Genomic DNA, 20,432 nt, shown 5'->3' with positions numbered 1-20,432 from the left:
CTCCCCTATGTATAAGAATTAGTAACACTTTTCAATGAACGAAGATCGTTTGCTCAAAAGTTTTACTAAAAGCTACAGCAGCGCAGGGCTGCTGTAGTATCCAGATATCTAACTATTTTTTAGTTCCTACTATAGGCTTAATATCCCCGCTACCTTTTTGTGTATCTTTATTGATATCATCTAAAGTTGCATCAGTAAAAGTAATAGATTTACTTCCCGAGAATGTTATAGGGCCTGCACTGATAGTATTTGGACTTCCCTTCGTAACTGTACCGGTTTCAATTTTACCAGACGATTCTAAATAGTTTTCTTTTTTTAGTGTAGCTACATCTACTGTTAAAGTACCTGTTTTAGTTCCTCCATCAGTAACCTTCTCTTCCGGATTATCGATAAAATACATCTTCGCTGCATTCAATACATTTGTTGCATCTGCTTTTACTGCGCTATATCTACTATTTTCTATAATTCCACCGATTGCTGGAACTGCGATTGCTGATACGATTGCTAGGATTACAATAACTGCTAGTAACTCGACAAGCGTTAAACCTTTTTGATTTTTTAATAAGTGCTTCATCTTTTTCATTGAACTATCCCCTTTGTTTGTCATTTCATTTGATACATGTTGATTTATATCCATGACTTTTTCACCTCCTTTAAATGAGTTGTTTTTATATTTGTTCATACATGCTAAACATTGGAATCATGATGGCCATAACGATTGTTCCTACAATTCCTGCTAAAAGAAGGATCATTAATGGCTCGATAAGAGATTTTAAACTATCAACTGTTCTGTCAACGTCATCCTCATAGAAATCGGCTATTTTTTCCAACATATAGTCTAATGAACCGGTTTGCTCACCTATTGCAGTCATTTGTGACACTAGTGGAGGGAAAATCCAGCTTTTAGAAAGTGGAGCAGATAATGTACCCCCTTTTTCTAGGCTCGATCTTGATTCTTTTACCACTTTTCCTACTACTGGATTACCAATTACTCTTTCAACAATCGTTAACGCCTGAAGGATTGGAACGGCACTACTGAATAATGATGATAGAGTCCGTGTCATTCTCGCTATGGCGGATTTTTGTAGCAGCTTACCGAATACTGGAACTCTTAAAAGAAACAAATGTACGGAATAGTTAAACCTCTCATTGTTTTTAAAGAAGTAATGAAAGATAAAAACTACTAATATAATAAGTAATAAATAGATATACCACGATGCTTGGAGAGATTCACTTAACCCCATTACCGCTTTAGTGATCCACGGCAACTCTGCTCCCATGTCATCAAACATCGTCACGAATTGAGGGACAATCGTTAGCATTAAAAAGACCGAGACAATTAAGGTTAAACATAAAAGAATAATAGGATAAGCTAATGTCGATTGAACCTTTTTCTTTAAATTGAATTGTTTTTCGTAGGAAAACGCTAAACGATCTAATGCTGAATCTAAGTTACCGGTAGCCTCTCCAGCCTTAATCATGTTGACAAATAATGCAGGAAAAACTTTTGGATTTTTTGAAGCTGCATCAGAGAAGGAAATACCAGAGCGAACATCTTCCTCAATTGCTAGCAGCCCATTTTTTAAAGGCTTGCTTGAGGTCTGCTCGGCTAAAATTTTCGTAGATTCAAGTATCGATACACCTGCACGGATAAGTGTTGCAAATTGTCTGCTATAAATAACAAAATCTTCATTCTTCACCTTGCCGCCAAGCGATAATTCTTTATGAAGAATACTCTTCGATTCGTCAATCTCTCTAGCATTGATTCCTTGAGAACGCAGTTTGACAACGGCATCTTGTTTATTTGGTGCATCCACGATTCCTTTTTTAATGGTTCCTGTCGTGGTTCTCCCGACATATTTGTATACAGTCATTAAAATTCACCTGCATTCATAAACGGCTTCGCAGCCTCCAAAGTAATTTGTTTAGTGACTAGGAGCTGCTGAATAGATGATTCAAGGGTATGCATTCCTAACGCTCGACTAGTTTGCATCACATTTTTGATTTGATGAATTTTCTCGTTGCGTATAAGGTTAGTAACCGACGGCGTTTGGATTAAGATTTCAGTCGCTACAGCTCTGCCTGCTCCATTAACCTTAGAGAAGAGACGTTGGGACACAATTCCCTGTAGGACATTTGCAAGCTGGATTCGAATTTGCCCTTGCTGATGAGGCGGAAAAACGTCAATAATACGATCAATTGTTGTTGGTGCGCTACTCGTATGCAATGTAGCCATTACTAAATGACCCGTTTCAGCTGCTGTGATTGCCGTAGAGATCGTTTCTAAATCTCGCATTTCTCCTACTAGAATCACATCCGGATCTTGACGCAGTGCTGCTCGTAATCCATTGGAAAAGCTTTGTGTATCTGAACCAACTTCTCTTTGATTGACGATAGATTTCTTATGTTTATGAACATATTCAATGGGATCTTCGAGCGTAATAATATGTTTTGATTTAGTTGCGTTAATATAATCGATTATCGCAGCTAAAGTTGTAGACTTTCCTGAACCAGTAGGTCCTGTCACTAGAATTAGACCCTGAGGTTTATCAGCAAGTGAGTAAAGGACGTTAGGCATTCCCAAATCTTCAACTGAAGGTATGCTTGATTCAATTATTCTTATAGCAATGGCAACGTTATTTTGTTGGAGATACGCATTGATCCGAAATCTACATAAGTCCTCTAGAGCAAAACTAAAGTCCAGCTCTCCTTTTTGTGAAAACTCATGCAGTGCATCCGTATCTAACAGATCTTCCAGCATTTTTTTAGTGTCATTATTCTGCAACTGGTAATCTCCAAAGTTTTCAAGCTTCCCATGAACTCGAAAAACCGGCGCCAGGCCAACTGTTAAATGAAGATCAGAGGCTTTATCTTGATATGCTTTTTCTAATAAGTCAAAAATATTTAAATCCATCTCATTCACCTCAGTTAACAGTTGCTACTCTCAATACTTCCTCAGTAGTAGTTAGTCCGTCTCTAACCTTCATTAACCCGTCATCTAGAAGGCTAAGAAAACCAGTTTCTTTCATATGACTTTTTAAAACAGATGGGCTTTTCCCAGTTAAAATAATATCTTTGACGTATTCATCTACCCGTAGGACTTCGTGGATTGCGAGTCTGCCCCGATAGCCAGTTTGATTGCAGGCTGGACAGCCCTTTCCACGTTGGATCTTATCTAGTTCTATTCCTCTTTCCATGAAAATCTCTTTTTCTCTAATACTTGGAACTGCACTTTCTCTACAATCTCTACACACTTTTCGCACAAGCCTTTGAGCAACTATACCTACTAGCGAAGAAGATAATAAAAATGGCTCGATTCCCATATCCTTCAAGCGGGATACCGACTCTACCGCACTATTAGTATGTAGAGTGCTTAAAACTAAGTGCCCAGTCAAAGAAGCTCGAACAGCTATTTGAGCAGTCTCAAGATCTCGGATTTCTCCTACCATTACTACATCGGGATCTTGTCGTAATATAGATCTTAATCCGACTGCAAACGTTAAATCTACTTCTTCGCGAACTTGAATTTGATTTATGCCATTTAATTGATATTCCACTGGATCTTCAACGGTAATAATGTTAATATGCTCATCGTTCAGCTTGTTAAGTGCTGCATAAAGAGTGGATGATTTCCCTGAACCTGTTGGGCCAGTTATTAAAACAATTCCGTTTGGATGTTCAATCATTTTGTTAAATGCAGCTAAATTTTTATCGCTAAAGTTAAGTTTAGTCACATCATTTAAGGCATTTGACATATCTAGTATCCTCATTACTACTTTCTCCCCGTAAATTGCTGGAAGAGTAGAGAGACGAATATCAATCGACCTCATATTAACTGTAATTTTAATACGGCCATCCTGAGGTATACGATTTTCAGTAATATTAAGATTTCCCATAATTTTAATACGGGCCAGTACGACATTTTGCATGTATTTAGGAAGTGAACGCTCTGTTTTAAGCATCCCATCCACACGATAACGTACTCGCAATTCCGTCTCTTGAGGATCAAAATGTATATCGCTAGCTCTTTGAGCAACACCATTAGCTATGATTTGATTGACTAGGCGAACTATTGGCGAATCCTCGTCCGTTATTTGCGTATCGTTTTCCATTTCCTTTGGAGACATATCGATTAACGCTTGCTCCATGGATTCCTGAAAATCATAATACTTTGTAATCGTGCGATATAAATCATCCTTAGCTGCAATGGCTGTCTCTATTTGACATCCAGTGGCCATTCGTATTTCTTCGATAGCGAAATAATCCATAGGGTCTGCCATAGCAATCAATAATTTATTTTTCGTTTTTCTTAAAGGCATTACATTAGTTCGCTTTGCTAATTCCTTAGGAACCAATTGGATGAGTTCAGGATTTATAGAAAACTGGTTTAAATTCACATGTGGAATACCTAATTGAAATTCTAGAACTTCTATTAATTGTTGCTCTGTAATTAAGTTCTCACTAATTAAATAATCTCCAAGCTTCTCTTCTCGTTTTTTGTTTTTTAACGCATGATCAAGTTGAGTTGAAGTTATAACATGTGATTCAACTAGTAGGTCTCCTAATAATTTACGAGTCTTGCTTTTCATTTTTTCTCACCTCGTATTTCTTTATTTCGGTGTAATAATATTTCCAGCCTTATCGTAATAGCTACCTTCTGGTAATTCACCAGTTTGCTCTGAATTAGGTGAATCTGGAGTGTTAGATGGACCTTTATCTGTTTCTTCTATATCTGGCAACCCATCTCCATTTAAATCTATGTCAGTCAAAGTATTAGATCCAGCACTTACTGAAGTTTTAATAGACGTAAGTACGATTCGATGCTTTGGTGGATAATAATCCTTGCTAATTACTTCTTGTAGTTCATAAGGGCCTATCTTATCCGCTACTGTACGATATACAGTAACTCTTAAACCTGGCTCCCCCTCCTGAACTAACTCCTCTTCTCCCTCTTTTAAACTGTTAGAGTAACGGTAGATTGTACGAGGATTAACAATTTCCTTTTCTAAAACTTCATAAGTGCCTTTTATTTCAGATTGAGCTGTATAAAATTCAACTAATATTTCGTTTCCTTTTATACCAACCTTCAAGACAACCGGTAGTTGAATAGAATTTATAAATTTAAAGTCTTTACTAAAATCACTTTCTACATCAGCCTCAATACCAGGCTCTAAGTACGAAGGAATTATTCCTTGCGAGTGTCTCTCGACGATTTCAAAATTTGTTTGAAGGACAGTCGCATATAAGAGCGAAGCAATGAAGTCCATTGTGGCATCGTTATATGGAACATTTGACTCCTGTAGCTTAGTTAATAACGAAAAAGTCTGACCTTCGGGTATGACCACATCATTCAATGCTTCAATAATATCTGCCTGTCCCACTAAATTTTGAGTTACACTTTCAAGACTAAAGGCGATTCTCTCGGATTCTAAAATAGTATAATCGAGCTCTACAGCTTCAATTGGCGTTGATACTAGATTCTCTACACTTCTTTTTATATTTTCAATCGTTTTCTCTATATTTAGTGATGGATATTGAGCTAGCATTTCTATTAAAGATTCATCTATTTCAACTGTTAAAGGAAGATTCACCTCAGCATCTTTCTTCCAAAATTTAAACCAAGCATTGGAAGTTGCATCGATATAGGATTGAGAACTATATTCCACATTAAAACTAAAGCTATTTGGATCAAGTACAATTTCCTTGGCTAGAGTTTTTAAGATTATTGGTCGTTCTTTCCACTTTGCTATTTCTTCATTTAAAAGAGCAATGACCTCTTCACGATCTTTAGTTTCTATAGTTACGCCACCAATAGTGGAGCTACCACCATCTGTTTTCTTCTCGGCATTTGCCACACCGTTAAGGATAACTATTGAAAATAAGACAAATACTATAGATATTAAAATAATCTTCCTCATATTATTCACCCACTTCTTAATTCACTTATTATTACCTTTTTTAACCTATAAAATGGATTTTTTTCTTAAAAATAAGAGTATATTAAAGATAATAACGTAATTTAAGTAAAATTACACATGACTTTAGTAGCTATTTTTTCATAATTCTTCTAAAAACTCTATATTTGTATCTATTTATTCGTATTTTTTATGATAATATTGGAAGTATAATAGATTACTTTAAATATTAATAGGTCAAAGAGGGTGTTTTTTTGGTAAATCAAAAGGGGTTAACACTTGTTGAAGTTCTTGCATCATTAGCTATCATATCAATAGTTCTACTTTCGTTTTTTCAATTATTTATAAATACTAGTGTCAATACTGTTAAAAATAATGAGAAATTAGTCATGATTTATTTAGCTGAGGCTGAATTGGAAAGATTAAAAATTAACCCATTTGAACACATAGATAAGATTGAAAAAGACTCAAATTTGTTATACAACACGTCTTTTACTCGTGAAATAAAATTAAACGATGAAAATTACAAAATAGTAACTTATACATTTCAAGATATGAGAGAAAAGGAACTGCAAATTTTTAACGCCAAAGTCGAAATAAAATCTTTATCTAGTCAAAACAATAGCTCAGTAGAAGGGTATGTGGTTTATGAGTAAGTATCTATCTAATTCAAGTGGATTAACACTTTTAGAGTTATTAGCATCTCTACTTTTATACACTACAATAGCAATTTTTTCTTTTTCCTTAATAACAAAAGGAGTAGAGCATTATGAAAATATAAAAGTTTCTAATGCAATGAGAGATGAAGCTGATTTTCTAATAGCTACATTAACAAAAGAAATATATACAACAAAAGAAACACAAATCGAATCATTGCCCGATAAAGTCTCAAATAAAAATTATTTTTTAATAAAAAAAGATAATTCCCCTCCCAGAAAAAGTGGTTTTGACAATGATCAAATTGTTATAGAAGACAGTTACATTCGCCCTGAAAATAAACATATTGGTATCTCATCCAAATCATATATCCAAAAAACTGATAACAGTCTCTATAAAGTCATTCTCGTTCTAACTAATAAAAAAAATAATCAAGAGAAGATGTTTGAAACTCAAGTAAAAACTATAAATGATAGAGAGGAAGAATAAAATGGATGTTATTAAAAACAAAAAAGGAAATACCTTTATAATCACTATTGTTCTTCTCTTAATTTTTAGTATATTAGGCCTTAGTTTAATATCTTTAACTTTAAGTGGAGCAAGTAAAAATGAGGTAAGACAAGATGAGGTAAGAGCTTCTGCTTTAGCTGAAAAAGGTATAGACAGAATGACTCAAGAGATTAATTCAGAATTGATTGAAGGAATTGGAGATGGCGTTGAAAGGAAGATTTTTGAAAGTAATTTAAATAAAATTCCGTATATGCCCGATTTTAATAATTGTGAAACAGAAGAAAATTTAAAAGCAAATACTTATACAGCATGTATAACCAACTCAGCCCCTGTAGTTGAAGTAACCAATGGAATAGAAAAAAAGAATAACTTACGAAAACTGATAACAATTAAAAGTATAGGAAAATCAGGTGACCTTTCAAGGATTATCTACACAGATATTGAAATCGGTGCCGAGGTTTCACCAGAAGTTTTAAATTATGCTGTTGGAACAAATTTAAATAAAAAAGATGGAATTGAAGACGGAGAAGGAAATTTATTTCTTCATGGGGGCGTGTCTATAACAGGTGACGTGAAAATAGATGGAAATCTCATCACTTCTGAAAAAACATACTTGTACTTGCCTACTTGGGCACGAGATGAATTACCGACTATATCACCAACTAAGGGAAAAGAAAAATCTAAAATAATTCTTGCAGGGAACTCTTACAAGATACATGAATGGTTTAATATTAATTACAATAAACATATCAATAAAAAAGATTTTTTAGATAAAAGTTATTATACTAAAGAAAGAGACCTTAATAATCTTTTCTCTAAGTCTCAAGCCGAGTTTATAAAAAAAGAACCTTCTAGTAGTTTCATTAATATCACCGACCAAAAAAAGAACTTTATGATTAATTCACAAGGGAATTATTCGACGGGTAGATTTAATCTACCAATAAATCCTTCGACAAAAGAGATAGATACTCTCATACCTACAGTAACAAAAGACAGATGCTATTTTGAAGGTCTTCTTTTAAAATGTAGAGAAATAGAGGACCCAAACGCTTCCTTTAGTTTAACAGGAAATCATATTTTCAATAAATTCTCTACGATAGGTGATCTTCATATATATAATTCTGATATTACCTTTAAAAATGGTCTACATGTAGGTGGTAACCTACATGTAGGCAGTAAAGCTATCTTACTACCAGTCAATAAAAATATTTTAGATGGACCAATATATGTTGGAGAAAATGTCAATATTCAAGGAGCAGAATTAACGAGTAACTTACTAATATATGCAGAAGGTGATGTAGATATTCACTTTTCAAAAATTAAAGGAAAGCAATTAACTGATGACAAAATGGGAAATCTCATAATTTTTTCCAAAGGAAAAATCAGAATAAATTTTAACTCTGTATTAGAAAATACCCCTAGTGAAATAAATGGCTTCTTCTACTCAGAAAAAGATCTGGAAATTTTCGGTGTACTTTCTAATTTAAAAATTAAAGGAGGAGTTTCAGCACCTAAGGTTATTTTGAATGGCAACAAAGAAAGAAACGGAAACTCTAGACTTCAGATTATATACGACGAGGATATAATTGAAACCTTCTCTAACCTTAAACAACCTGAACCTATTATATATAAAGTCGAACCTCCTATAGTTAAGGATAGAGAACTATAAGTAAACTTGACCACCCTAATAGTACAGTTCAAAATGTTATAACAGATAAAGGCGAGTATGCTAGTTAACAGCATACTCGCCTTTATACTTGTTATTAAGACTTCACATACTCCGCAACCCTATTCCTACCTGCCTGCTTCGCTCCGATATACAGTGCCCGATCGGCATTACGGATAAGAGAGTTGCCCTCGTCGCTGTCCTCTGGAGCAGTCGAAACGCCAATACTAGCTGTAATAAAGATGATTTCTTCTCTTGTTACATCAGCTAGGTCTAGCTCGACCATAAATGGCGTTTGCTCGATTTTTAATCGCAGCTGCTCGGCGAGATTCATGGCTTGTAGCTTGGTGTAATTAGGAAGGATGACAACGAACTCTTCTCCACCGTATCTTCCTACAGTGCCTTCCTTGCCAATTTCACTTTTTATGAGCTGAGCAAATTCCTTAAGAATTAGGTTTCCACTATGATGTCCATACGTATCATTCACGGCTTTAAATTTATCTATGTCCAGCATGATTAATGACAGAGATTGATAAGCCCCTACCTCCATTTTTGCCATATCGCGCGCTATTTGTTTGTCTAGATATCTATAGTTAAAGAGTTTTGTAAGCTCACAAATTTCACTTTGTTCAACAGCTTCGCGAACAAATCTTGCTTTTTCAAGGGAAACAGCAAAATAGGAGCATAATAAATGAACTATATTTAACTGATATGGCTCAAATGCGAACTTACTCTTTGTTGCTAGAACCAATACTCCCTCAATTTTTTTGTTGCGGTAAATTGGTACACACATGACACTTTGCATTTCTGTTGATAAAAATGGAGGCTTTTGTGAAGTCCATTCTACCTGTTTATTAAACAGGGTTGGCTCCCCTTTATCGTAACACGCACCTACAAAGCTATTTTGAATTTCTTCATGAGGGAATTCTAGCTCTTTCATACTTCCATCTACCATTGCGCGTAAAATAATAAATTTGCCATTTAAATTATCAACAATAAAAGCACTATCAATAGGGAACATGTTAGAAACTCTTTCCACAAAAATATCTAGTATTTCATTAGATGTTAAACGTTCCGCTAACTCATGTCCAAATTCACTAGCCTTATTCAAATCATTATTGACTTTTTCTGAATCACTATATAAACGAACGATCACAGTTATTGTCATTAACGGGATTCCCATTAACAATAAAGCAATGGGACCTATTGCAGCTTCAAATAAATATAAGCTTAGCCCAAAAGGCAATGTCATTAAAAGACATGCAGTTTCCCAATAGAAATCTTTTGTAAGAAAAAGTGGTTTAAAGCCGCAAATTACTTCTCGCCCATATAATATAATATGGTTTATGAAAATATAAGAGATGGCATATAAGGAACCAAAAATAATAACGTCCATTATATTCACACTACCCACTTCAAATCCAAGTCCAATAATAAGACTTCCGCATATTACGGAAAGAAAGAAAAACATAGATGAGTTGAAGAAGTATTTAAATAACGTTTCACGTGTTATTTTCATGTGGTAGATAATAGGAAACATGCATAATTGCATCGAAATTAATTCTGCTAGTATACCGAACTGCATGAAAATTGCTACATTGACCCAAAGGACTAGAACAATGGTGGATCCGGCTATCACAAAAGGAAATACACTAGATAACAAGGCTAAAAGCAAATAGTAGCCGTAGTTTTCCCATTCGGTAGGTTTTGTTGGGGAATTTATATACACTAACAGAGTACCTAGTGGAACAAAGATAAACCATACGGCTATCATTATATTTTTTGCTCTCTGAGTGAATTCCATAGACCTTTAGACCTCCCTTCAACATATCTATTAATTTTACATATATTTGTATTATAAAGATTATAACATATATAAACTGAATAATTAAAATTACATTTTAACTGTTTATTCCTTTTAATTCGGTAATTAGATACAATGACCCTGATACAATAGTCACGCTTTCTTTTTTAGGTTTATGTAGGTCTATCAAATGTATATCTTTAGTTACACGTTTATCACTATGGGAACAGTGGTTAAATAATGTAGTAGCGGCTAAAGCACGTTCATGTTTGAAGTCAACGAATTCAAAGCTAGTCGCAACTTCTTCTAGTCTGCTTAATATATATTTATAATCTTTATCTTTTAAAATACCAATAATAAAGTGAATATGTTCATTAGGGAAATACTGCTTAATGGTATCAACGAGTGCATCTATACTAGCTTGATTGTGTGCACCATCCATGTAAACATGGTCATTCCACTTTTCCATGCGACCAGGAAGTGAAGCTTTTATAACAGCTTTTCTAACGTTCTCTTCATTTAATATAAAACCAGTTTCTATCATTGCAGTGATGGCAAGGGCCATATTAGAAAGCTGATGCTTCCCTAGCATCTGAGGGGTTAGTTCGTCAAATGCATAGTTTTTATAATTATAGCTGTTTTTACGGATTTGAAAATCTTTATTTATCTCTATCAGCTCTGCATTTTGACTATTTACTTCTTTCCATATAACTTCTTTAGAAGACTGTAAAGTATCACCTAATATCAATTTGCCATGTTCCTTAATAATTCCTGCTTTGTGCCAACTAATTTCTTCGATTGTTTCCCCAAGGAAATTAGTATGATCTATAGAAATACTCGGTATTACCCCTACTGATTGTTTAATCACGTTTGTGCTATCAAATCTTCCACCCATACCGGCTTCTATGAATACTACATCCAATTCTTGTTCTGCAAAGACTATAAACGCAACAACTGTTAACAGTTCGAAGTCAGTAAGCATTCCACTAATACCCACATTCACTAGTTGTTCAAACGCGTGATCCATTTGAGCCTCTGTCACATTATTACCATTCAGTTGAATTTGATCATGTACGTCAATTAAACAGGGAGATGTGAAACTTCCGTACTTGAGTTTATGTTCAGACGCGATCGCTCTCATAAAAGCAATCGTTGAACCTTTTCCATTTGTTCCTGCAACATGAATTATTTTTTGTTTATCTTGAGGATTTCCAAGCAAATCCAAAGCCTTTTTTATCCTATCCAAGCCAGGTTTAATCATAGTTTCACTATTAATATTCCACTTTATCTTATAATTGTTAAATTTTTTTATTTCCAAGTCATTCACCCTATTCCGTCTTGGTTACTTTTCTGCTAAACTTCTTGTGAACACATTATAACACGTACCCGTGGAGGTCATTTAATTATGCAAACTTGTTGGATCATTTACAATGGTAGTCTTACACATGATAAGTTTCTCGATCAGGCTCTCCTCCTTAAAGAAGCCGCAGAGAAAAAAGGCTTACAAGCTATTTTAGTAAAGAATTATGAACTTCTGATGAACGTTCATGAAAGCTTATCAGCGAGGCCTGATTTTGTCGTCTTTCTTGATAAAGATATTTTGCTTGCGAAATATCTGAAGAATGCGGGCATACCAGTGTTCAATGATCCTAGTGTAATTGAGATTTGTGATAACAAAGCACATCAATATCTCGAGCTAGCAACAGCTGATGTACCAATGCCTATAACGATCATAGCACCAAAAGTTTATCCTGAATTCACTATTTTGCATACAGGTTATTACGAACAAGTGCTACAAATACTTCAACTGCCAATGATCATTAAAGAAGCGCATGGCTCCTTTGGTCAGCGTGTATACCTAATTGAAACAAGAGAGCAGTTCTTTGATAAAGTAGAAGAACTTAAGGGTGTAGAGTATGTCTTCCAGCAATTTATTGCATCTAGCAGAGGAAGAGACATACGGGTGAATGTGGTAGGTGGCCAAGTCGTTGCTTGCATGCATCGCCAATCAGCTACAGATTTCCGCGCTAATATTACTAATGGTGGAACTGCAACTGAAATTATTTTAACAGAAAGACAAAAGGAAGTAGCTATTCAAGCTGCTACTGCACTGAATGCCGAATTCGCAGGAGTAGATCTTCTGTTTGGGGAAAATGAAGAGCCCTTAGTATGTGAAGTTAACGGAGTAGCCCATATACGTAACATTTATAACGTCACAGGCATTAACGTAGGAGATGCGATGATCGACTACATTTTATCTAAAATTGGTGCTGTTGTTATATGAACGGCTTATTGATATATGAATATAAAGAGATTGAGCGAAACCAAAGCTTTATAGATCGGTTAATCCAAGCAGCAAAAACTCTTGGCCATTCTCTTACGGTTATAGACGATAATCAAACCGAATTTCCTGATTGTGATTTCATTTTCTTTCGAGCAAGGAATCCTGAGCTTTCTAAAAAGTTAGAGCAACGCGGTGTTCCCATGTTCAACCGATCAGAGGTCAACGTCATTGCTAATGATAAGTGGAAAGCAATCCAGCTAGTCCAAATGCTTGGAATCGCTACAGTTCCAACCTATAAAATTAACGACGTTCAAGACATACGAGATTATCCGGTTGTACTTAAGACCACTGGCGGACATGGGGGAATGCAGGTAGAAAGGTTTACAAAGGCACAAGATGCTGATGTATTTCTAAATGACTTTTCATCCCAGACCATTATTGCTCAAGCTTATGTAGAAACGAATGCTACCGATGTAAGAGTATTTATGCTAGGTAGCGAGGTAATTGGAGCAGTAAAAAGAATCGGTGCTCCAAATAGCTTTAAATCCAATTTCACGCTAGGTGGAACTGTAGAAAAATATGAGCTCTCTACAACTCAAGAGGCAGATGTAATTAAAATAGCAAAAGCCATTAAAAGCGATTACGTAGGAATTGATTTCTTACTTCTACCCGATGGCAGATGGCTATTCAATGAATTAGAGGATCCGGTTGGAGCAAGATCATATTATCAAACAACCCAGACGGATATCGCTATACCAATTATGAATTATGTGGATGAGCAATTAAAAAAGTACATCGAGCGTTAAGCTTGATGTACTTTTATTTGTTTATGTGGGTGGCCATTCATTTTTGCAACACTTCCAGTTATTTGTGCAACACTTTGTTTCTTTTCTGCAACACTTTCTCCATTTACCACAACACTTTTATTTCCCGCAACACTTCGGGCTGTTCGCGCAACACTTTAGCTTATCTCTGCAACACTTCTAACTGTTCGCGCAACACTTTTCGTCATCTCTGCAACACTTTTTCTCTATATCCTCCTCAGAATGACACTTGCAAGGTTCTACCTTGTTTCCGCAAGGTTCTCTTCCATCTCTGCAGGGTTCTACCTAATCTCCGCAAGGTTCTCTCCCGTCTCTGCAAGGTTCTACCTAATCTCCGCAACGTCCTACCCCTCCCACTCAAAATAAGAAAAAGTGTAGCCAGATACCTCATCGGTTCTGGCTACACTTGCACTTGCTGTTTTACAAGCTATTTAATTCCTCAATACGTTTTAGAACGGTTGCGTGCTTTTCTAGGTAGTCCTGTTCTTTTGCCCGCTCTTCAGCTACTACTGCCTCAGGAGCTTTTGATACGAAGCGTTCATTGGATAGTTTCCCTTGAACTAGCTTCACTTCTTTTGCCCATTTTTCTAATTCTTTTTCTAGACGTGCTTTTTCAGCCTCAATATCGATTAAGCCTTGTAATGGAAGGTATAAAAGAGCACCTGTTACTACTGCTGACATCGATTGGCCCGGATCATCTAGGTCTTGACCGATTACTAGAGGCTCTGGGTTACAGAAACGCTCTAAGTATTTTGCGTTTGCTTCTAGTACTGCTAGCGTATCTGCATCTTTTGCAGAAATGTATAACGGTACTTTTTTGCTCATCGGTGTTTGTACCTCTGAACGGATGTTACGAACAGAGCGAATGATCTCTGCAAGTAGCTTCATGCTTGCTGCTTGGCTTTGATCAGAAAGCTCTTCGTTCACTGTCGGCCATGCCGCTACTGTAATCGATTCGCCTTCATGCGGTAGGTTTTGCCAAATTTCTTCTGTTATGAAAGGCATGAATGGGTGTAACAAACGCATCGTGTTGTCTAATACGTATGCTAGAACCGAGCGAGTCATATGCTTCGCTTCTTCGTCATCTCCGTTTAGTGGAAGCTTAGACATTTCGATATACCAGTCACAGAAATCATCCCAGATGAAGTTGTATAGGGCACGACCAACTTCGCCGAACTCATATCTCTCTGAAAGTCTTGTAACTTGCTCGATTGTTTCATTTAAACGAGTTAGGATCCAAGCATCTGCAACGGATTTTTTCCCATCTAAATTAATTTCCTCGTATTTCAATCCATCCATATTCATCAACGCAAAGCGTGAAGCATTCCAGATTTTATTGGCAAAGTTCCAAACGGCCTCTACTTTTTCTACTGAGAAACGTAAATCTTGTCCTGGAGAAGAACCAGTGCTTAAGAAATAGCGTAGTGAATCTGCTCCGTACTTATCAATTACGTCCATTGGATCAATACCATTGCCGAGGGATTTAGACATCTTACGCCCATCCTCTGCACGTACAAGACCATGAATTAATACATCATCAAATGGACGGGTTCCTGTAAATTCTACACCTTGGAATATCATACGTGACACCCAGAAGAATATAATATCATAACCTGTAACAAGGGCATTTGTTGGGTAATACTTCTTCATCTCTTCGTTTTCTACATCCGGCCAGCCTAGCGTAGAGAAAGGCCATAAAGCAGAGGAGAACCATGTATCTAGTACATCCTCATCCTGCTTCCAATTTTCTTCGTCTGCTGGAGCCTCATGCCCAACATACACTTCGCCAGTTTCTTTATGGTACCAAGCTGGAATTCTGTGTCCCCACCAAAGCTGACGGGAAATACACCAGTCATGTATATTTTCCATCCAACGTAAATACGTTTTTTCAAAACGATCCGGTACAAAGTTTACTTTACCCTCTGATTCTTGAAGCTTAATCGCTTCTTCTGCAAGTGGCTGCATTTTTACAAACCACTGAGTAGAAAGGTAAGGCTCAACTACTGCTCCGCTTCGCTCAGAGTGGCCTACAGAGTGTGCATGCTCTTCAATTTTAAATAAAACACCTGCATCTTGAAGATCTTTTACGATTTGTTTACGGCATTCAAAGCGATCCATTCCTTCATATTTAGCTGCATTCTTGTTCATTGAACCATCTTCATGCATAACTAAAATACGCTCTAGGTTATGACGATTACCTATTTCAAAATCATTTGGGTCATGTGCAGGAGTAATCTTAACAGCACCACTACCAAACTCCATATCTACGTAATCATCTGCTACGATTGGAATTTCACGGCCAACGATTGGTAATTTCACCGTTTTTCCGATTAAGTGTTTGTAGCGCTCATCTTCAGGATGTACTGCAACCGCTGTATCCCCTAGCATTGTTTCTGGTCGAGTTGTTGCAACATCGATCGAACCAGTACCATCTGCAAGTGGGTAATGCATATGATAGAATGCACCCTGTATATCTTTATGAATTACTTCGATATCAGAAAGTGCTGTTTTTGTAGCAGGATCCCAGTTGATAATGTATTCCCCGCGGTAAATCAAGCCTTTGTTATAAAGCTTAACAAATACTTCCTTTACTGCATTGGAAAGACCCTCATCTAAAGTGAAGCGTTCACGAGAATAGTCTAAGCCTAAACCTAGTTTTGACCATTGCTTGCGAATATGTCCTGCATATTCATCTTTCCATTTCCAAGTTTCTTCCACAAATTTTTCACGACCTAGGTCATATCTCGAAATATTGTCAGCACGTAATTTTTCTTCTACCTTTGCTTGTGTAGCGATACCTGCATGGTCCATTCCTGGTAGCCATAGAGCGTCATATCCTTGCATACGCTTCATGCGAATAATAATGTCTTGAAGAGTTGTATCCCAGGCGTGACCTAAATGTAGCTTCCCTGTTACGTTAGGCGGTGGAATCACAATGGTATATGGTTCCTTTTCGCTTTCTGGATGCGCCTCAAAATATTTACCTTTTAACCACCATTCATAGCGGCCTTTTTCGATTGACTGCGGATCATACTTGGTTGACATCGTTGTCTCATTTGTCATATCGTTTCCTCCTTAAAAAAGAATATAAAAAAACTCCTATCATCACTAAAGGACGAAGGAGTTTGTTCGCGGTACCACCTTTATTCGCAGATGCAATACAACACATCACGCTCTCAATTAGATAACGGCTTCAAACCGGCAATTGCTACTGTTAGTTCACAAAAGCTGCTCTTGGGCTACCTTCAAATGGTGGCTAACGGAAACATTTCAGCAAATTGTTTCCTTTCTTTAGATAACCGTGTCATTTTACTCTTCCCATTCATAGCATCCATATATAGTTGTTTTTATTGTATAGGATATTATTATATGCCGTCAAGCATAGTCTTGTGAAAGGAGGAAAACACTATGAAAAGAGGATACAACCCCTATTTACTGCCCGACTGGTTAAGAAGAACTCGTTTTTACGTGAAAGGAATCATTATACCAATCGGTTGCTTTCAACTTGTTCGTGTTTTAATTGTTCCAACAACATGGGATTTTCTCTTGCTAGTATTTCTAGCATTTCTTGGTTTTCTATTATTTAAGGACATTATTTGATGGAAAGGAAAGCTTGGTATACCCATCCTCCAAATTAAATATAAACTGTAGCTCAGAATCATCCTCAGCCGGGCTTTCCACTTCTCTATTTTTAATCGTCACATTAGTCTGCTCCTGAACTGGTTCCTGTACCGTACGTGGGGACTGCTGTTCATTACTTACAAAGGCCTCTCTATGGCTACTAGACTCTAATACTAGGATTTCTTCTACTTCTTCAATCATTTCTTGTCTTACCTCTGCTACTACTTCCTCCGTTTTAGGACGATGCGTTTCATATTCACAATTGACTAGCCATACGATTTCAATACCATCTGACTCTGCTTTGCAATTTATAGTTTCTATACTTACTGTCGGTAACGTTTCGGCTTGTATTCTATCTTTACTAATCTCTACACTCATCGGTACCGCATATTCAAAATAACCAAGCTCACCATTTAAATCTAGGTCTTCGATTTCCGTAAATTCACTTGTTGCGTGATGCTCCACTTCACCTTCCTCAAACTCCACGTGACAAGTAATATGATAAATACCATTGATATGCACCATATTGTCCATTTCCTCATGAAAATACTGAGGGGTTACATTGATTGTCTTTACTTCCTTAGGCACTCCAAAGCTTTGCGGAAAACAGAACTGTTCCTTAACTTCCCAACTTTTAACTTCCATTTTTCATCCTCCTTCATATAGGACAAATTATGTTTCAACGTAAGAAAATATGAAAAATACCTTACGAATATGCCAGCTTTTCAAAAGTTTTACCCCAGCCTTCGCTTTCTTTCTGTTTTCTCAGGGAGTTTCGCCTGTACTTACAGCTATTTGTAAATATAAAACAGAATACAAAAAAACAGACAAGCCATTCTAATTGCTTAGAACGTTGTCTGTTCAATATTTATTATCGAGCTAACTTTTCAAACACTGTATGGAAGGCTTGAATTGTTTTTTCGATATGCTCCTCGGTGTGCGCAGTGGAAAGGAACATTCCTTCAAATTGAGAAGGTGGTAAATAGATTCCTTCCTCAGCCATTAGACGATAGTATTTTGCGAATAAGTCTAAGTCTGCTGTTCTAGCTACGTCATAATTCACTACATTTTCATTAGTGAAGAAGAAGCCAATCATAGAACCAGCACGATTTACTGTATGAGGAATGTTGTATTTGCTTGCAGCTTCTTTGAACCCTTTTTCAAGCATGTCACCAAGCTTTACGAAATACTTATACGTATCCTCGTTCAAGCGTGATAATGTCTCATAGCCTGCTGTCATCGCCAGAGGATTCCCTGATAGGGTACCTGCTTGATATACAGATCCTGCTGGTGCAATCATTTCCATGATTTCGCGTTTCCCACCGAAAGCTCCTACTGGTAGGCCACCTCCGATTACTTTACCTAGACAAGTCAAATCTGGAGTAATACCAAAATGTCCTTGTGCACAGTTATAATCTACACGGAAACCAGTCATTACTTCGTCAAAGATTAAAACTGTTCCATTTTTCTCTGTTAATTCACGCAATGCTTCGAGGAATCCTTCAATTGGAGGTACAACTCCCATATTACCTGCCACTGGCTCCACAATAACTGCTGCTAAATCGTCACCAAAGTTTTCAAACACGTAGCGAACACTCTCAATGTCATTATAAGGTGCCGTAATCGTATTTTTAGCAATCGACTCAGGAACACCTGGGCTATCTGGCAGACCTAGTGTAGCAACACCAGAACCGGCTTTAATAAGCAGGCTGTCTCCATGTCCATGGTAGCACCCTTCAAATTTTAAAATTTTGTTGCGGCCAGTGTAACCACGAGCTAATCGCAAAGCACTCATAGTAGCCTCTGTACCAGAGGAAACCATACGGACCATCTCAATAGATGGCACTCGCTCCATAACTAATTTTGCAAGTTTGTTTTCAACTAACGTAGATGCTCCAAAGCTAGTCCCAGTTGCAGCTACATCTTGAATTGCCTTCACGACATTAGGCTCCGTATGACCTAAAATAAGTGGTCCCCAAGAAAGTACGTAATCAATGTATTCATTACCATCAATATCTTTCAAGATAGCGCCTTTTCCACTTTCCATGAAAATCGGATCCATGTCGACCGATTTAAACGCACGAACCGGACTATTTACGCCACCTGGCATTAAGTCCTTTGCTTCTGCAAATGCTTCTTTAGATAACTTGTATGATTTAGACATTATTTCTCCTCCAACCAACGTGCTACATCTTTAGCATGATACGTTAAGATGATATCTGCTCCAGCACGTTTCATTCCTGTTAACGTTTCTAAAACTGTTTCTTTTTCGTTTATCCAGCCATTGATGGCAGCAGCCTTCACCATTGCATATTCTCCGCTTACGTTATATGCCACAATAGGGGCGTCGAAGCTATTTCTAACATCACGAATAATATCCAAATACGCTAATGCAGGTTTTACGATTAAGAAATCTGCTCCCTCTTCGATATCAGAAGTGGCTTCGCGCATAGCTTCCATTCGGTTAGAATAATCCATTTGATAGGTTTTACGGTCTCCAAATTTAGGAGCTCCATCTGCCGCTTCACGGAATGGACCATAATAAGCGGATGCGTATTTAACTGCATACGACATAATTGGTACATCGTGAAAACCAGCTCTATCTAATCCTTGACGAATAGCAGTTACAAATCCATCCATCATGTTAGAAGGTGCAATAATATCTGCTCCAGCTTGAGCCTGACTCACCGCTGTCTTTGCTAACAAGTCTAATGATGGGTCATTCAGTATTCTTTCATGCTCATCTACTACTCCACAGTGACCGTGATCCGTAAATTCACATAGGCAAGTATCAGCTATAACAACTAAGTTTGGATGACGCTCCTTGATAAAGCGAATTGCCTTTTGCACTATTCCATGATCATGATACGCTTGAGTTCCCTCCGCATCCTTTGTTGCAGGTAAACCAAATAAAATAACGGATGGGATTCCTAAAGAAACGACCTCATCTACTTCTTCACCTAAACGATCTAATGAAAATTGGAAAACTCCCGGCATGGAGTTAACGGGATTTTTAATATTCTCTCCATCCATAACGAAAATCGGATAGATTAAATCCTCTTTATGTAAGTAAGTTTCTTTTACCATTGCTCTAATACCAGCCGATTGTCTTAAACGGCGGTGACGTTGAAAATATAAGTCTGTCATTACA

Annotated in this window: 17 protein-coding genes and 1 other annotated feature; of the genes, 6 read left to right on the top strand and 11 right to left on the bottom strand. The window is 36.9% G+C overall.

Translation table 11 applies throughout. The features are described from left to right. Positions 1-112: 112 nt before the first annotated feature. The 5 genes from M3627_RS07305 to M3627_RS07285 are packed head-to-tail and all read right to left on the bottom strand — an operon-like array spanning position 113 to position 5,918. Positions 113-637: a type II secretion system protein gene (locus M3627_RS07305; protein WP_251553468.1), complete on the bottom strand. Its 525-nt coding sequence runs from the start codon at positions 635-637 to the stop codon at positions 113-115. Positions 638-668: 31 nt separating this feature from the next. Beyond that, on the bottom strand, positions 669-1,874 hold the full coding sequence (locus M3627_RS07300; protein ID WP_251553467.1) for a type II secretion system F family protein: 1,206 nt from the start codon (positions 1,872-1,874) through the stop codon (positions 669-671). Further along, on the bottom strand, positions 1,874-2,914 hold the full coding sequence (locus M3627_RS07295; protein WP_251553466.1) for a type IV pilus twitching motility protein PilT: 1,041 nt from the start codon (positions 2,912-2,914) through the stop codon (positions 1,874-1,876). The genes M3627_RS07300 and M3627_RS07295 overlap by 1 nt, the downstream gene beginning before the upstream one ends. 10 nt (positions 2,915-2,924) lie before the next feature. After that, positions 2,925-4,589, bottom strand: a complete 1,665-nt coding sequence (locus M3627_RS07290; protein ID WP_251553464.1) for a GspE/PulE family protein — start codon at positions 4,587-4,589, stop codon at positions 2,925-2,927. Between the two features lie 21 nt (positions 4,590-4,610). Beyond that, positions 4,611-5,918 carry a VanW family protein gene (locus M3627_RS07285; protein WP_251553463.1) on the bottom strand — a complete coding sequence of 436 codons (1,308 nt, stop codon included), beginning with the start codon at positions 5,916-5,918 and terminating at the stop codon, positions 4,611-4,613. Positions 5,919-6,169: 251 nt separating this feature from the next. Between M3627_RS07285 and M3627_RS07280 the strand changes: the two genes are divergently transcribed. The 3 genes from M3627_RS07280 to M3627_RS07270 are packed head-to-tail and all read left to right on the top strand — an operon-like array spanning position 6,170 to position 8,751. Beyond that, positions 6,170-6,571: a type IV pilus modification PilV family protein gene (locus M3627_RS07280; protein WP_251553461.1), complete on the top strand. Its 402-nt coding sequence runs from the start codon at positions 6,170-6,172 to the stop codon at positions 6,569-6,571. Continuing rightward, positions 6,564-7,061: a hypothetical protein gene (locus M3627_RS07275; protein WP_251553460.1), complete on the top strand. Its 498-nt coding sequence runs from the start codon at positions 6,564-6,566 to the stop codon at positions 7,059-7,061. The genes M3627_RS07280 and M3627_RS07275 overlap by 8 nt, the downstream gene beginning before the upstream one ends. Position 7,062: 1 nt before the next feature. Further along, positions 7,063-8,751 (top strand): hypothetical protein, encoded by a 1,689-nt coding sequence (locus M3627_RS07270; RefSeq protein ID WP_251553459.1) that lies wholly within the window; start codon positions 7,063-7,065, stop codon positions 8,749-8,751. A gap of 94 nt (positions 8,752-8,845) precedes the next feature. On the opposite strand, the gene M3627_RS07265 is transcribed toward M3627_RS07270, so the two are convergent. Beyond that, the gene (locus M3627_RS07265) at positions 8,846-10,552 is read right to left on the bottom strand and encodes a sensor domain-containing diguanylate cyclase (RefSeq protein ID WP_251553458.1); all 1,707 of its coding nucleotides are present in this window, start codon (positions 10,550-10,552) and stop codon (positions 8,846-8,848) included. A gap of 97 nt (positions 10,553-10,649) precedes the next feature. Beyond that, entirely contained in the window at positions 10,650-11,798 is a 1,149-nt protein-coding gene (locus tag M3627_RS07260) for a bifunctional folylpolyglutamate synthase/dihydrofolate synthase (RefSeq protein ID WP_251553457.1), read from the bottom strand. Positions 11,799-11,957: 159 nt separating this feature from the next. Between M3627_RS07260 and M3627_RS07255 the strand changes: the two genes are divergently transcribed. Continuing rightward, a complete protein-coding gene (locus tag M3627_RS07255) occupies positions 11,958-12,836 on the top strand; it encodes an ATP-grasp domain-containing protein (RefSeq protein ID WP_169359877.1) in 879 nt (292 codons plus the stop codon). Next, entirely contained in the window at positions 12,833-13,642 is an 810-nt protein-coding gene (locus M3627_RS07250; RefSeq protein WP_251553456.1) for an ATP-grasp domain-containing protein, read from the top strand. Before M3627_RS07255 ends, M3627_RS07250 begins: the two co-directional genes overlap by 4 nt. Before the next feature lie 438 nt (positions 13,643-14,080). Here the strand turns inward: M3627_RS07250 and M3627_RS07245 are convergent, their stop codons facing one another. Beyond that, complete coding sequence (locus tag M3627_RS07245; protein WP_251553455.1) at positions 14,081-16,723, bottom strand: valine--tRNA ligase; 2,643 nt, start codon at positions 16,721-16,723, stop codon at positions 14,081-14,083. Between the two features lie 45 nt (positions 16,724-16,768). Beyond that, positions 16,769-16,995, bottom strand: a binding site (T-box leader). A 73-nt stretch (positions 16,996-17,068) separates the two neighbouring features. Between M3627_RS07245 and M3627_RS07240 the strand changes: the two genes are divergently transcribed. Then, positions 17,069-17,260: a hypothetical protein gene (locus M3627_RS07240; protein WP_169359874.1), complete on the top strand. Its 192-nt coding sequence runs from the start codon at positions 17,069-17,071 to the stop codon at positions 17,258-17,260. Here the strand turns inward: M3627_RS07240 and M3627_RS07235 are convergent. The 3 genes from M3627_RS07235 to hemB form a co-directional block, all read right to left on the bottom strand. Beyond that, the gene (locus tag M3627_RS07235; RefSeq protein WP_251553454.1) at positions 17,240-17,926 is read right to left on the bottom strand and encodes a hypothetical protein; all 687 of its coding nucleotides are present in this window, start codon (positions 17,924-17,926) and stop codon (positions 17,240-17,242) included. The two genes, M3627_RS07240 and M3627_RS07235, sit on opposite strands and share 21 nt — an antisense overlap. 226 nt (positions 17,927-18,152) lie before the next feature. Further along, positions 18,153-19,445, bottom strand: coding sequence for a glutamate-1-semialdehyde 2,1-aminomutase (hemL, locus tag M3627_RS07230; protein WP_169359872.1), 1,293 nt, complete (start codon positions 19,443-19,445; stop codon positions 18,153-18,155). Beyond that, positions 19,445-20,428 (bottom strand): porphobilinogen synthase, encoded by a 984-nt coding sequence (hemB, locus tag M3627_RS07225; RefSeq protein ID WP_169359871.1) that lies wholly within the window; start codon positions 20,426-20,428, stop codon positions 19,445-19,447. Before hemB ends, hemL begins: the two co-directional genes overlap by 1 nt. Positions 20,429-20,432: the final 4 nt, after the last annotated feature.

It is taken from the genome of Psychrobacillus sp. MER TA 171 (assembly GCF_023713305.1).
Taxonomy (GTDB): Bacteria; Bacillota; Bacilli; order Bacillales_A; family Planococcaceae; genus Psychrobacillus.
Note: the sequence above shows the minus strand (reverse complement) of the source record. Positions and strands in the feature narration are given on the sequence as shown.

Excerpts from the sequence above, each read along its gene's own strand:
- M3627_RS07285 (WP_251553463.1), bottom strand. The coding sequence starts at position 5,918 with ATGAGGAAGATTATTTTAATATCTATAGTATTTGTCTTATTTTCAATA.
- M3627_RS07290 (WP_251553464.1), bottom strand. The coding sequence starts at position 4,589 with ATGAAAAGCAAGACTCGTAAATTATTAGGAGACCTACTAGTTGAATCA.
- M3627_RS07295 (WP_251553466.1), bottom strand. The coding sequence starts at position 2,914 with ATGGATTTAAATATTTTTGACTTATTAGAAAAAGCATATCAAGATAAA.
- M3627_RS07245 (WP_251553455.1), bottom strand. The coding sequence starts at position 16,723 with ATGACAAATGAGACAACGATGTCAACCAAGTATGATCCGCAGTCAATC.
- M3627_RS07305 (WP_251553468.1), bottom strand. The coding sequence starts at position 637 with ATGGATATAAATCAACATGTATCAAATGAAATGACAAACAAAGGGGAT.
- hemL (WP_169359872.1), bottom strand. The coding sequence starts at position 19,445 with ATGTCTAAATCATACAAGTTATCTAAAGAAGCATTTGCAGAAGCAAAG.
- hemB (WP_169359871.1), bottom strand. The coding sequence starts at position 20,428 with ATGACAGACTTATATTTTCAACGTCACCGCCGTTTAAGACAATCGGCT.
- M3627_RS07275 (WP_251553460.1), top strand. The coding sequence starts at position 6,564 with ATGAGTAAGTATCTATCTAATTCAAGTGGATTAACACTTTTAGAGTTA.
- M3627_RS07270 (WP_251553459.1), top strand. The coding sequence starts at position 7,063 with ATGGATGTTATTAAAAACAAAAAAGGAAATACCTTTATAATCACTATT.
- M3627_RS07250 (WP_251553456.1), top strand. The coding sequence starts at position 12,833 with ATGAACGGCTTATTGATATATGAATATAAAGAGATTGAGCGAAACCAA.
- M3627_RS07235 (WP_251553454.1), bottom strand. The coding sequence starts at position 17,926 with ATGGAAGTTAAAAGTTGGGAAGTTAAGGAACAGTTCTGTTTTCCGCAA.
- M3627_RS07255 (WP_169359877.1), top strand. The coding sequence starts at position 11,958 with ATGCAAACTTGTTGGATCATTTACAATGGTAGTCTTACACATGATAAG.
- M3627_RS07265 (WP_251553458.1), bottom strand. The coding sequence starts at position 10,552 with ATGGAATTCACTCAGAGAGCAAAAAATATAATGATAGCCGTATGGTTT.
- M3627_RS07300 (WP_251553467.1), bottom strand. The coding sequence starts at position 1,874 with ATGACTGTATACAAATATGTCGGGAGAACCACGACAGGAACCATTAAA.
- M3627_RS07240 (WP_169359874.1), top strand. The coding sequence starts at position 17,069 with ATGAAAAGAGGATACAACCCCTATTTACTGCCCGACTGGTTAAGAAGA.